Origin of the sequence: Kosakonia radicincitans DSM 16656, assembly GCF_000280495.2 — a bacterium.
GTDB classification, from domain to species: domain Bacteria; phylum Pseudomonadota; class Gammaproteobacteria; order Enterobacterales; family Enterobacteriaceae; genus Kosakonia; species Kosakonia radicincitans.
The window spans coordinates 4,991,832-5,004,943 of the sequence record NZ_CP018016.1 but is presented as its reverse complement, the minus strand read 5'-3'; the positions used below and the strand labels follow the sequence as shown (position 1 = coordinate 5,004,943).

Annotated in this window: 13 protein-coding genes; 4 read left to right on the top strand and 9 right to left on the bottom strand. The window is 55.2% G+C overall.

The genetic code is table 11. The features are described 5' to 3' along the window. Positions 1-203 precede the first annotated feature (203 nt). Positions 204-773: a TetR/AcrR family transcriptional regulator gene (locus Y71_RS23985; protein ID WP_007372886.1), complete on the top strand. Its 570-nt coding sequence runs from the start codon at positions 204-206 to the stop codon at positions 771-773. A 58-nt stretch (positions 774-831) separates the two neighbouring features. Then, positions 832-1,308 carry a nuclear transport factor 2 family protein gene (locus Y71_RS23980; protein ID WP_007372887.1) on the top strand — a complete coding sequence of 159 codons (477 nt, stop codon included), beginning with the start codon at positions 832-834 and terminating at the stop codon, positions 1,306-1,308. A gap of 61 nt (positions 1,309-1,369) precedes the next feature. Here Y71_RS23980 and Y71_RS23975 read toward each other — a convergent pair whose 3' ends face one another. Then, complete coding sequence (locus Y71_RS23975) at positions 1,370-2,314, bottom strand: AraC family transcriptional regulator (RefSeq protein ID WP_035943069.1); 945 nt, start codon at positions 2,312-2,314, stop codon at positions 1,370-1,372. A gap of 94 nt (positions 2,315-2,408) precedes the next feature. On the opposite strand from Y71_RS23975, the gene Y71_RS23970 reads away from it, so the two are divergent. Then, the gene (locus tag Y71_RS23970) at positions 2,409-3,179 is read left to right on the top strand and encodes an SDR family oxidoreductase (protein WP_007372889.1); all 771 of its coding nucleotides are present in this window, start codon (positions 2,409-2,411) and stop codon (positions 3,177-3,179) included. Between the two features lie 69 nt (positions 3,180-3,248). Here Y71_RS23970 and Y71_RS23965 read toward each other — a convergent pair whose 3' ends face one another. From Y71_RS23965 to Y71_RS23955, 3 genes are read right to left on the bottom strand one after another with little or no spacing between them, the layout of a single operon-like run. Next, positions 3,249-4,085 carry an MBL fold metallo-hydrolase gene (locus Y71_RS23965; RefSeq protein ID WP_007372890.1) on the bottom strand — a complete coding sequence of 279 codons (837 nt, stop codon included), beginning with the start codon at positions 4,083-4,085 and terminating at the stop codon, positions 3,249-3,251. A 13-nt stretch (positions 4,086-4,098) separates the two neighbouring features. Beyond that, a complete protein-coding gene (locus tag Y71_RS23960) occupies positions 4,099-4,425 on the bottom strand; it encodes a hypothetical protein (RefSeq protein WP_007372891.1) in 327 nt (108 codons plus the stop codon). A 3-nt stretch (positions 4,426-4,428) separates the two neighbouring features. Continuing rightward, on the bottom strand, positions 4,429-4,974 hold the full coding sequence (locus Y71_RS23955; RefSeq protein WP_007372892.1) for a hypothetical protein: 546 nt from the start codon (positions 4,972-4,974) through the stop codon (positions 4,429-4,431). 161 nt (positions 4,975-5,135) lie between these two features. Between Y71_RS23955 and Y71_RS23950 the strand changes: the two genes are divergently transcribed. Beyond that, on the top strand, positions 5,136-6,047 hold the full coding sequence (locus Y71_RS23950; RefSeq protein ID WP_007372894.1) for a LysR substrate-binding domain-containing protein: 912 nt from the start codon (positions 5,136-5,138) through the stop codon (positions 6,045-6,047). A gap of 100 nt (positions 6,048-6,147) precedes the next feature. Here Y71_RS23950 and Y71_RS23945 read toward each other — a convergent pair whose 3' ends face one another. The 5 genes from Y71_RS23945 to Y71_RS23925 are packed head-to-tail and all read right to left on the bottom strand — an operon-like array spanning position 6,148 to position 13,093. After that, positions 6,148-7,329 (bottom strand): type III PLP-dependent enzyme, encoded by a 1,182-nt coding sequence (locus tag Y71_RS23945; RefSeq protein ID WP_007372895.1) that lies wholly within the window; start codon positions 7,327-7,329, stop codon positions 6,148-6,150. Then, on the bottom strand, positions 7,326-9,083 hold the full coding sequence (locus tag Y71_RS23940; protein ID WP_007372896.1) for an IucA/IucC family protein: 1,758 nt from the start codon (positions 9,081-9,083) through the stop codon (positions 7,326-7,328). The genes Y71_RS23945 and Y71_RS23940 overlap by 4 nt, the downstream gene beginning before the upstream one ends. Then, positions 9,058-10,215: an MFS transporter gene (locus tag Y71_RS23935; RefSeq protein WP_007372897.1), complete on the bottom strand. Its 1,158-nt coding sequence runs from the start codon at positions 10,213-10,215 to the stop codon at positions 9,058-9,060. Before Y71_RS23935 ends, Y71_RS23940 begins: the two co-directional genes overlap by 26 nt. Beyond that, complete coding sequence (locus Y71_RS23930) at positions 10,215-11,927, bottom strand: IucA/IucC family protein (RefSeq protein ID WP_007372898.1); 1,713 nt, start codon at positions 11,925-11,927, stop codon at positions 10,215-10,217. Before Y71_RS23930 ends, Y71_RS23935 begins: the two co-directional genes overlap by 1 nt. Then, a complete protein-coding gene (locus Y71_RS23925) occupies positions 11,927-13,093 on the bottom strand; it encodes a siderophore biosynthesis protein PvsA (protein WP_007372899.1) in 1,167 nt (388 codons plus the stop codon). The genes Y71_RS23930 and Y71_RS23925 overlap by 1 nt, the downstream gene beginning before the upstream one ends. Between the last annotated feature and the right edge of the window lie 19 nt (positions 13,094-13,112).

Below are 13,112 nucleotides of genomic sequence, written 5' to 3'. Positions count from 1 at the left end.
GGGCTGGAACTTATAGCCCCTGCGCCTTTTATCCTGCGCGGTATCGATAACATGATGAACCGTTTTCTGCGTTTTATCGCAACGCGATACGTTCCATTCATAAAAATGCAGTCCGTTAATACATACGGACTGCATTTTTCATTTTGACCATTCTCTTTAAGATAATTGTTGACCAGGGAGAACGATCGTTCTACCATCATCGCATGAACAAGAAAACGACCGAAACCCGAGAAAAAATCCTGACCACTGCTGAGCAATTGATCTATCGGAATGGAATTCATGCCACCGGCATGGACCTTCTGGTCAAAACCTCAGGCGTGGCAAGGAAAAGTATTTATCGCTATTTCGCGACCAAAGATGACGTGGCAGCCGCCGCGTTGAATGAACGTGATGAACGCTGGATGCAGTGGTTCAGAACGGAATCTGATAAAGGCGCAACTCCCCAGCAACGCATTTTGAATATGTTCACGGTGCTCAGGGGCTGGTTTGAGTCAGAAGGCTTTCGGGGCTGCGCATTTATCAACACCGCCGGAGAAGTGGGGGACCCGGCAGACCCCGTTCGCCAGATAGCAAAACTGCATAAACAAAAATTGCTCGATTACACGCTGGAACTCACTGAGCAATTAAACATTGAGCAACCGGCCGTTCTGGCCAGACAGCTGCTGATTCTGATCGAGGGCGCTATCACCATGTCCTATGTGATGGGCGATTGTAGCGCCGCCGACAGTGCAAGGGACGTTGCGAAACTATTGCTGGAACAGGCCTCTTCTTAAGGCCTGAGTATCAAAAACTGTTTCTACTGATATATCCATTTTTACAGGAGGCTTCACCATGCCCGCTACACAAACTCGCCCACCACTTCCGCCTTTCACTCGCGAGTCGGCGATTGAGAAAGTCCGGCTCGCCGAAGATGGCTGGAACAGCCGCGATGCCGAAAAAGTATCCCTGGCGTACTCACTGGATACCAAATGGCGTAACCGCGCCGAGTTCGCCAATAATCGTGAAGAAGCTAAAGCATTCCTTGAGCGTAAGTGGAAAAAAGAGCTGGAGTACCGTCTCATCAAGGAGTTGTGGGCGTTTGACGGTGACCGTATCGCTGTCCGGTACGCTTATGAGTGGCGCGATGACTCCGGTAACTGGTTCCGTTCTTACGGCAACGAAAACTGGGAATTTGGTGAAGATGGGCTGATGCATCACCGCTACGCGTGTGTCAATGATATGCCGATTAAAGAAAGTGAACGCAAATTCCACTGGCCGCTGGGGCGTCGTCCGGATGATCATCCGGGTCTGTCGGAGCTGGGTCTGTAAATTTGTCGGTTATCTCGCGAGAAGCCCCCGACTACTGTCCTGGCTTACGTGCGGCGCAGGCTTATGGAAAAGCCCGATCCTCATTCAACGCAGGCTCATGCGTTTGAGCGGCCCCATTCTGACGCCTGAATACGCCCGGCGGAACGCCCACATATTGCGTGAAGGCCACGTTAAAGGCGCTCGCTGACTGATAGCCGATGCGAAAGGCAATCTGTTCGATTTTCTCTTTGCTGCTCACCAGCGCTTTTTTCGCTAACGACATGCGCCAGAAGAGAAGATATTGCCCTGGCGGCATGCCGACAGTCTCATTGAAAGCGGCGAAAAAAGCGGAGCGGGACATTGCGGCGTGGCGGGCGAGTTGCGCGATTTGCCACTCATCCCCCGGTTTTTCATGCATGAGATGCAGCGCGACGGCGATCTTTTCATGTTGCAGCCCCTTCAGAATGCCCGCCGCTTTCGGCAGTTCAGGATTACTGCGTAACGATTCCACTAACAGCAGTTGTAAAAGATGCATTAATACCACGTCACGGCCGGGTCGCCTGGCCCGGCTTTCCTCACGGAGAAGTTCAAGCAAGGTGACGAAACGTCGCTGTCCTTTAATCAGGATCTCGTTTGGCAGTAAAGAGACGATGAGTTGTTTATCCGGGGTATCGAATTCACAATGGCCGACATGCATGACCAGATCGGCTGGCCCGCTTGCTGCGCCAATTCTCACGTGCCCTTCGCTGATTATTGTAGGCATCGTGATTTCCGTGGGGCTGCATCTGCCCGCATTGGTGTTCTCGAAAGAGTAAGCGGCGGGTATCAGAATAAAATCACCGGCAACAAGTAACTTTGGTCCTTGCCCGTTCACATTAATCAGGCATTCGCCTTCCAGCACGGCGCAGTAAAAAGCCTCTCCGCCAGACTCCCGAACAATACGCCACTCTCCGCGCCCCTCAACGAGTTTTGAATGCGAAGGTTTGGGATTGAGCAGGGCAACGATATCGGTCAACGGATCTGACATTGGACGATCTCTAAAGTTTGCGGGACTTTTGATTATATATTGTCCGGATAGCGGCGGCTATGATCACTGTTCTTGCCATGAAAGAGGATCAAATATGCCTACTGTACTGATTACCGGTTGTTCTTCAGGCTTTGGCCTTGCCGCCGCAAAACTTTTTTTACACCAGGGCTGGGAAGTGATTGCCACGATGAGAACGCCTGACCCGACCTGTTTGCCGGAAAGCGACAAACTGACGATTTTGCCGCTCGATATTACTTCCGCGCAGAGCATTAGCCATGTGGTGAAAGAAGCGGGCGCGATTGATGTACTGGTGAATAATGCAGGTTTTGGCGCGCCTGTACCGGTCGAACTCACCTCTTTTGCCACCGCGCAGCAATTAATGAACACCAATGTCCTGGGAACATTGTCATTAACGCAGGCGTTTCTGCCGCTGATGAGAGAGGCAAAATCAGGCGTCATCATCAATGTCTCTTCGTCCGTGACGACTAAAGCGATGCCGATGATTGGGCTTTATCGCGCCAGTAAAGCGGCGTTGAATGCATGGAGCGAGTCTTTGTCCATTGAGGTCAGGCCTTTTGGTATTCGTGTTCATGTCGTATTACCGGGGCGCTCTCCGGAAACGAAGTTTGGCGAGAATGCGCGCGCGCATTTTGCCGGGATGGACGATCCCGCCTACGGACAAATGGTGAAGGAATTTATCCAGATGGTGGGCGAGAGCAACTCACCCGTGACGCATGCTGATGATGTCGCGAAGGCCATTTTCGCCATTGCTCACGATGCAAATGCGCCGCTATACACCGCAGCGGGTGAAGATGCCGGGCTTTGGCTGAAAGAGGCACAGCAGCATTCCCCCTTCTCTTACTGATGACGCCTGGTGCAGGACATTGCGCCTGCGCCAGGCGATTAAAGAGCTGGGCGCTGAGGAGCGGAATCCTCATGAGCAGGAAAGGCGGTATCCCGTATCGGCCCTGGAAACGGTCGCAAACCCAGCCTGGCCCAGGTGCATGCCCGCAATAAGCAGTTTTTCCCGGACGGCTTGCGCCAGAACTTTTTTGCGGGTTGCTTCGGCCAACGCGGGATCGGCATCAAACAGAATGCTCACCGCCGGTTGTGCCGTCTGAATATGCGGGTAATGGACGATATCTCCCCAGATAAGTAAGCTTTTTTCCTCCGAGTCAATGCGAAACCCGGTATGCCCTGGCGTGTGGCCCGGTAGCCATACCGCAGAAATGCCCTCTGTTATGGTGCCCTCGCTAAAAAAGCGGACGTTCCGTGCATAAGCCTCTAACGTCTGGCGCGCCAGCATGAAATTACGTTGGCCGCGTTCGCTGGCTATTTTTCGTTTTTCATCATCCCGCCAGTAGTCCGCTTCGCGATGATGCAGCAGAAGTTCCGCATGTTGAAAGACCGGTTGTTTTTCCGCATCAAGCAGGCCGCCAATATGGTCAGGATGACAGTGCGTTAATAACACGGTGTCCACGTCGTTGTGGCTGATTCCGATGGCTACGAGGTTGGCTTTAAGCTGCCCGCCCGCGTTGTTCAGCCCTCCGGTACCGGCATCAACCAGGATGGTTCGCCCCCGCCCGCGAATGAGATAGCCGTTGATATGGATATTACCGGGTTCAGCAATTCCGGCGCGATGCTGAATGAATGCGGCATCCTCTGTGGCAATACCTGACAGTAACTCCAGGCTGGCGGACATATTGCCATCACTCACCGCCGTGACCTGAAAATCGCCAATCTGGCGTGATGGAAAGGTAAGTGGGTTCATACATACCTCAGGATTAGTTTTTGGCGTACGGGTACGGAGCAGGGGAGCCAAAGCAGCGAATACGCGCCATTAGCCCCCAGGCCTGCTGCGTGGCGAGATCCAGTTCACGCATAAAGTTTTCCATCACTTCCTGCGTGCGCCTGGGTGTCAGCCGATAAAAGAGCTCGGCATAGACCGGATGCCCGCATCCCGGCTTTACCGTGACAAATATGATATGCACGTTGTCCGGCTCTGCGGCGAGAATGTCAGTGCAGAGGGCGCTACAGGTGCGGGTAAAATCGGGAAGATCGGTATACCTGTCAGCGTGTTCTTCCGAAAGGTAAAACGTCAGATTAGGCATGATTTAATGGCTCCCCTGCTGGTGGCGCTCAACAGGACATTGCAGCTGCGATGTCAGCGGTTCGTAAAGATATACGCCGGGCACCTCCGCCAGCGGCAAGGCGTTTTCACGTGGCAGAACCCAGGCAACGCGATGTTCCGGGGATCGTTCCAGCCCTGCCGCGTGCATTTCCATCGCCGGGTTCCCCAGCGCTGTGGCTAAAGCGCTTATCGGCTGCGCGCTGAGAAGCAGAATTTCATCTGACGAGACGGCCGTAGCCGGTGCTGCGCATGCATACAGATTACGATGCCAGTCAGTGATATATGCCTGCCAACGGGAGAAATTACCGCCCCCTTTGCGCCGATAATCATCACTGCTGAGTACCTCTGCATCTTTTACGGTGTGAAGGGCGAGATAAGCCGGGCAGCCGGGGTTTACGGCGCGAAAGCGCTGAGAAGTACGGAACCCATTCACAGAGACCAGCGCTGGTAATTTTTCCAGGCTGTAAAATGCATTCCATTCTCCCTCGCTTTGGGGATCGGTATATGAGCATTCCACGATATACAACATTGTCCTGCCTCCGCATGATAAACAGCGGACAACGAATAATCCGCTTAATGACTTTTGATCATGCTATAAGGTGTATTCCGGCCTGAAAATCGACAATATTTCATTGTTCAGTGATATTAACTCACTGGATGGCGTTATCAGCACAGAGGAAAGGCTCTTTTATGCGCAGAAAAATACCCAGCAGCACTTCTCTGCAGGCTTTTGATGCCGCCGCAAGGCACGGCAGTTTTGCCCGCGCCGCAGAAGAACTCTCCCTGACGGAAGGGGCTATTAGCCGTCAGATTGCACGCCTTGAATCGTTGCTGAACTGCAGGCTGTTCGACCGTACGGGAAGCCGCGTAAAGCTTAATCCCGCAGGCGCACGCTATGCGCGTCATGTCCACGAAACGCTGGCGCGGCTCGAAAGGGATACCCAATACATCATGGGCTTGCCAGAGGGGAATAAGAGTCTGGATATTGCCGTCCTGCCGACCTTTACCAGCCGATGGCTGATCCCGCGCCTGGGCAGCTTCAGATCATTGCATCCGGACATAACGTTAAATATTGCGGCCAGTACCGACCCTTTTATTCTGAGCGGAAGTGGCTTTGACGCTGTGATCCATTTTGAACATCCCGCATGGACCGGCATGCGCATGCAGTTTCTGTTTCAGGAAAAGCTGGTTCCGGTGTGCCACCCCGCGCTGCTGGTGCAAGGTGACGTTGAGGAACAGTTAAACGCTCTGCCACGGATTCACCGACGGCAGAATCCGGACGCGTGGCATCTCTATGCCCGCGAAAGTCAGATAAACCTGGATAATCCAGGGCTGGGAGTGCGCTACGACCTGCATGAAATGGCCATCGCTGCCGTTATGGCGGGGCAAGGCGTGGCACTGGTGCCGCGTATGTATATCGAAAATGAATTGAGGCGCGGTCTGCTTGTTTCACCCTGGCCAGAATCCGCCAGCCTGAGCAAAACATTCTGTTTGATCAAGCCGACGGAAACCGGAATGAATGAAGCGGCATTAGCGGATTTTGAACGCTGGCTGCTTGCTGAAATCACTCCCGTCGCAGGAGCATTGCAGCAAGAGGCTTAACGTTCATCATCGCCCTCTCAACACTGCCATCGCTAAAATAAGGGCGGCCTGACTCTTTTTCAGCGGGCCGCCTGTCGTGTCAGAAGGTAAACCGTTTTCTTCAGTTTTCGAGCCAAATAAACTCAGGTGGGGAATGCATCAGGAAGTTCTGGTGCGATATGTTCCAGGCGTAAGCGCCCGCCAGGCTGAACACCAGCCAGTCACCCGGTGCCAGCGCGGCAACGGGCTGCTGGCGCGCCAGTACATCTTTTGGCGTACAGAGTTGCCCGACCAGCGTCACACGCTCATCTTTTATCCATTCAGCATTTTGTTCGCGTCGCAATATGCTGAACGGGTGGTTATGGCTTTGCGCCGCCGGGGTGCGAAAATGGTGCGTTCCCCCGTGACCAATCGCAAACCATTCGCCGAGATTCTTTTTGACGTCCAGCACTTCCATGACGTAATAACCGCAGGCAGCGGCAATGAAACGACCACACTCAAAGCGCAGCGTCCAGCCTTGCGCCTGGCTGAATTGCGTCACGTCTGGCAGGCGCTGGCAAAAAGATGTCCAGTCAAAGTGATGCTGCGGTTCAAGGTAGTTAATACCGATACCACCACCGACGTTAATCAAGTCAATGTTCAGCGACCAGCGATCGCACCAGCTGCGAACCTTGTCCAGATACAGACGGATCAACGCCAGATGGTTATCCACATCCAGTTGGTGAGACATCAGATGGAAGTGAAAACCGCGCAGATTGATTTGCGGAGAGCTGGCGATTTCGCGTAATGCCGCGGGCAGATCATGCTCATCGAGACCAAAAGGCGTCGGTTTGCCTCCCATCATCAGACGCGTACCGCCGATCCCCTCCAGCGCAATGTTCATCCGCAACAGTACGGAGACCGTTCGATTCTCATCAAGCGCGATAGCCTGTAAACGACGCAGCTCGGTTAAACTCTCCACGTGTAAAACGTCCACGCCGAGCTGCACCGCCTGGCGCAGTTCACTCTGCAGCTTGCCGGGGCCGCCGAAAATCAGCGGCTTGCCAGCCACCTGCTCACGTAACCAGTTGAGTTCGCCACCGGATGCCGCTTCAAAGCCATCAACGTATTCGCATAATGTACGAAGTATGGGGGCTTCAGGATTCGCCTTTGCGGCGTAAAACAGTTCACAACCTGCTGGCAATGCATGACACATGCTGCGGATATGCTGGCGTAGTGCAACGAGATCATACACATAAGCGCAAAACGGCTCTGAGCGCTGTTGCTGCAACTGTTGCAGCGCCTCTCTGACTTTCGGCGTCATTGCGCGCTCCTCATTGGGTGTTGCAGCAGGGTGTAATCCGCGTGTTTATCCGCTTTGCGCAGCAGGCGGGTTTTCAGATTGTTTTTTGACGGGATAGCGCCGCCTTCGAGGATCGCAGCGATTTCCGGCTGATGCCGCCAACGGCCAAGTTGCGCCGCCAGTAAATCCCACAATTGCTGTTCCATTACCTGATCGTCATCGGCGAGGCGGAACAGCACTTCCGACAGGTGATTGATCAGCAGGCAATAGGCGACGCGACGCCAGCCCTGTTCACGGCTGTACCAGACGGACTCTCTGGCACGTCCGGACATCATCGCCAAATCGGAGGCTGACCAGCGCTCGGTGGTGAGTTTTGTGCCTTCCAGATCGCGTACCCACAGTTGCGTCGGCAGATGATTTTCAATGGAAACCAGAACGTTTTGCAGGTGTGGCTCAAACACCATTCCTTCCGTGAAGAACGCCTCCAGCACACCAGGGAGTAGCACCGAAAGATACCTGTCGAGCCACAATAAATTCGCCTGCTGTAGAGAAAGCCCCTGCGCGGCGCTCAACTGCTGAATTTGCAGGTGAAGCGGGCTGTGGCCCTGGTGGTCGAGTGCAAACAGCGATGCCGCCAGCCAGGGCTGTTGATCGGTGAGATTCTCACGATAAAGAATGCCGAAACACTCTTGTAAATGGCGCACTTCTTCCGCTTCGTCTGCTTGCGCCAGCGCGGAGAAATCAAGGCTGCTGGCGGCTGGTTCGCGCATGATGTGAAAGCCAGGCACCGTGCTTTCCAGGCGCGCAAAACGTTCCTCAAGTAGCGTATTCAGCGCAACTGCGCTTTCCAGTTCATACCAGGCATTCTTGCGGACACAGTTGGTGAGCCGCACATGAATGGAGCATTTAAGGTAATAGGGCAGATCGGCGCGATACAACGTACGCACCGATGATGTCGCCGCGAATTCTGCACCCGTAAGCCCAAGCGGCGTGATGAGCCCACGGCTAACGGCACGCGCATAAAGCGGCGACTGCATGATGTGGCGAACCTCCCATGGATGGCAAGGATAGCAGTGCTCGCCATGGAGCTTATCCAGCATTGCCTTAACTGGCGCACTGCCCCGAACCTGTAACAGCGAGGGATGAATGCGGAACCAGAACAGCGGGAAGCGCGCTGCGACTTCGGGCGAGCAAGCCAGTAGCGCCTCTGGCGTCACACCCTGACGGCTTTTCGGGCTCGGATGCATCGGATGACCCCAAAGCAGACGCTCTTCGCTGTGGATGTAGCTATGCTCGCTGGCCTGCTTTGGCAGATGCTGCAGGAAAGAGGCAGTCACCTGGATGCTGTTTTCAATCTGATCCAGCAGTTCTACATCGGGTAATTGTCCGGTCTGCCGCACCATATCATTGACCAGCAGCGCCATTGCTTCACTACAACGGACGGCCCGCCACGGGCGACCAAACTCTTTCACAAACGGAGTACCGATAAAGTCGCCGCGATCCAATAAACTCCAGCGGGTAGCCCGGATGGCGAGTAACGTGCTGCCATCCTCTCCCATTTGCAGCAAAATCACTTTGCCCGAAACCATACGGCTGGCTAACGACAACGGAATATTGCCCTGGCGCACCTGTTTAACGCGTCCCGCCGGGCGGGCGAATTCGCGAATATAGCAGTTCAGCAGTGCTGTCAGCCCGGCAAATTCCGCCTGCTCCCTTTCCGGGGTGACTTTTACTGTCAGCAGTGGGTTTTCACGAACGGCGAGTGATACGGACATAACCTGATCCTCGTAAAGGGGAAATAACAAAGAGTAAGACGGCGCCAGAAGCCGCCGCCGCTGAAGCCAGGAAAGGCGCCTGTAATGACACATGCGAAACCAACCAGCCAGCACCAATACCGGCAGCCACGCCAGCCCACTTGCCAGCGGCATCGATCTGCCCGAACTGTTTTCCGGCGCTGTGTTGGCGAATGGTGTCGCTTAGCATCTGATTGGCGCCGCTGTAAGCCAGCAGCATGCCGCAACCAAACAGCGTGCGAGCCGCCAGCAGCGATGACGCTCCGGTTAATTGGCTGTGCCACCATGCCGCTATCGCAATCAGCGCCATGCCTGGCACAAAATAAAGGCTGCGTCCCGCCAGACGGTGCCAGAGTGGCAAAAGCAGCAGATAGATCAGATGCGGCCAGCTATAGAACGTACCGATCAGCACTTCCGTAGGTAGCCAGTGTGCGGCATAGGGCAGGAAGTAGGGGAACGTCACCACCATGGCGAAGTTGAACAGGAACTGCATCGCCCACAGATAATGAAACGTGGATTGCATGCCGTTGTTCTGCACTGCACGGTGTGTCGGCTCAATGGCCGGATCGGCGGGCAGCCGCAGGCTAAGCAGCAAGCCGCACAGCGATAACATTGCCAGCCCCAGCCACAGACGCTGCCCAATATCGGGTAGCCACATCAGGATCCCGCCTATTAGTGGCGGTGCGCTCAGCAGCGCCAACCGGGCGGATGATTGCGTCCAGTTAAGGGCTTTCGCCAGTTGTTCACCGCGCAGATGCGTGGAAAGATAGCCATTCGCCGCAGCCAGGGTTCCTCCCGCTATTCCCTGCAACGCGAGTGCGACGATCAACCAGGGTAACGAGGGCGATACGCCGGCCAGTAAAAATGCGCATGTCAGCCCGAACAAGGCCCGCTGCAGCGACAACCGCCGCCCGTAGCGATCGGCAAACCGTCCCCACCATGCGGCAGAAATTGCCGTCATCACTGAAGGCAGGCTGAACAGCACGCCTGCCCACAGGCTGCGTTCAGCGATGCCAAATGAAACCAGCAGCCGTGGCAGATAGAGCGGTACGCCAAGTACGGTAAACGCGGCCAGGAAGTGGCAGGCCAGAACCACCTGCAACGTACTGCGCATTAGCGTTTTTCCCGCAGCAGGAAATTCGGCCCACTCTGGCCGTAGAACTTGTTGATATCTGCAGCGCCGGACGCCTGTTTGCTTAACAGACTGCCGCTCAGCAACAGGTATTTCACTGGCTGCGTGGGGGAGACAAACAACTGCTGTCGTGCAAAGGCGGTGTCGACGCCTTCACTCTCCAGACGTGCCAGGCTCTGCTCAAGCGCATGTCGTAACGTTTGATAACCCGCTTCACGATCGAGCAGTGCGTCTGCGGTCAGACTTTCCAGCACCGCTGCCAGGCAGAGTTGCAGGGTTATGGTGATAAACATCTGTGCCAGCGCGGCTTCATCAGACACACAAATGCGCGGATCGCGCAGTGTGATGAGGCGCTCTGCCAGGTGCGGGCAGGCGGCTTTAAAACGCTCAGGCAGAATGCGCGCCGCATCGTTGTCTTTCATCACCAGTGTCAGGGCTTCATTTGGCGTAAGGCTCAGCACGGCATTCTGCTGATTGGATTCGAGGGCAATGCCGTAGCGTAACCACAGCGTCAGGTGAACATCCGCCATCAACTGGCAGTAATCACGCCACCACTCCGCGACGTCTGGCATACCGGGTTGTTCAAGCAGAGAAGAGAGATAATAACGACCGTCCGGCAGTTTGCTGCCAAGTGCCGCAACCGGTAACAGCGTTTCACCGGTGCGGGGCGCTGCGTAGCGCCGCAACAGAAAGGCTAACTGTTTATTCTCCGCAACATGGCCACAAAAACGCTCATCGACATGGCGATATTTGCCGCGCAGCAGGTTGTCCTGTTCACCCAGCATGGTCAGCACTTCAGCGAACCACTGGCCGTCATACAGTGTTGAGGGTTTGATCAGGCGGATATTTTTCTGCCCCAGTGTGCGCATGCTGAGCGGCACTTTGAGATGTTGATCCGGGTAGTCCGCTAACTGCACGGTACGTACTGATAAGGTGGGGTAGACATCGAGCCAGGCATCAGGCGCGATTACCGCACCTTCGGGAAGATCATGCAATTGGCTCAACGTAAGAGGATGCACAGGGATCAATGCATGCCGGGCGAAGTGCTGTGGATCCAGGCCTACCTGTGACGGCAATGGCCACCAGTCCGGTCTGGCTTCCGGTGCCGTAAGGGTTAATTGTTGGTGGGGTAAAGCCAGCCAGCGCAGACGAAACGGCTGGCAAAACTCTGGCGCGTACTGGCGCAGGTCGGCTTCGCTAAAACCAAATTTCGCGCGCGCAGTCGGGTAGTAAGGATGATCAAGGAAGCTTGCCAGTTGATCGGCATGACGCAGGCGCTCGCCCCAGTTCATTTCATGCGGTGAACGTAACAGTGATGCGCGCTGTTGTGTAAAAGCGAGGGCACAGAGTTCGCCTTGTGCCACGGCACTGTCGGCTTCCTCTTTATAGGTAGCAAAGAGCTCTCGCGTTTCCGGTTGCTGATCCGGCATTAACGCCGCCAGCCAGTTAGCATAGCCAGACTGCGAGTGCCATCCTTGCGCGGTTTTTATCTGCCATTCAGGGGATACCGCCCGCCATGGCTGCATGTAATCACAGGCATCCACCTGCAGGCGCAATGTCTGACTGGCCGACTGCCAGGTAAGCCACTGATGCTGAGAATTCTGTGTAATCTGCCCCTGGCTTATCAAACCACTGACGTTTTCGCGCAGGCAGGCGTTTATGATACGCAGCGTAATGTAGTCATGCTGATTCATCAGACAATCTCCCACTTTAGCGCGGCGAGAGTGCGGTTCGTGAGCTGTTTTAGCTGCGTGTCATCGCTGGCTTCAAGGTACAGCACGCCGAGGTAATCTTTATTCGAGTGGGTGAGTTCGATGCGATCGCCAGTGGATTTCAGTGGACGGTAGTGCAGACCCGGCGCGCTGAGCGGTTGAGGTGCGCTCTGCAAAGTGCCACTGCGATCGGCGACGAGATAGTGGATGAGTGCTTCACCCTGTTCCGTTTTTATCGGCGGCAGCGGTTCGCCAAGATGCAGGCGCAGGATCGGCGTGAACCACCCCTCCGGCAGCAGGCGGTCCAGCAGAAATTCGCGGCCATCGCCAATACTGCGGTAATTGATTTCAACTAAGACGGGGCCATTATCGGTAACGATAAATTCGCTGTGGCAAGCGCCAAACCCCACGCCAAACTCACGCAACTGCGCCAGCGCCTGCTGCTTCCAGCGTGTGCTATGTTCACCGGCCCAACGCGCACTCATCTCCACAAAGTGCGGCGGCGCGGAGAGTTCGACATCGAAACCGCCAATTGCCACCAGCTCATTGCCATCGCCGAGAGTTTCCAGCGTAAACAGCGGTCCTTGCATGAACGCTTCAACCAGCAATGTCTGGCGGACGGGCAGGGAGTTAAGGTAGTGCTGGCAACGCGTGAGATCCTCAATAAGCCGTACATCCATAGACGCCACGCCCTGGCCTGGCTTGATCACGACTGGCCACGGCCAGTCCGCGGCCGGTGATGCATCAGGAAGGAGTTGAGCAGACCAGACTGAAGGTTGCCCGAGTGCTTTCAGGCGCTGGCGCATGCGCCATTTCTCTTTCGCGGCGTAGCAAATTTGCCAGTTCTTGGCGGGCAGACCAAGTGCAGTGGCGGCAATAGCGGTAGCCGTTTGCAAGTGATCGCTATTGGAGAACAGCGCAGCAGGCGTGATCCCCCATTCGGTGAGCGTGTCGAGAATGGACAGTGGGTTAAACACTTCGCATTCGATAACCGTAACGCTGTCATCCACCTTGCTGTTATGCGCCATCGCGTGATCGGTAAGCAGGATCACCGAATAGCCCAGGCGTTGCGCTGCGGGAATAAAACCTTCTGTCACGGCCGCGTTAACAACGTGACTGATGATCACATAGGGCTTTTGGTTGAACATGTGTATACCTGTTTGGGTG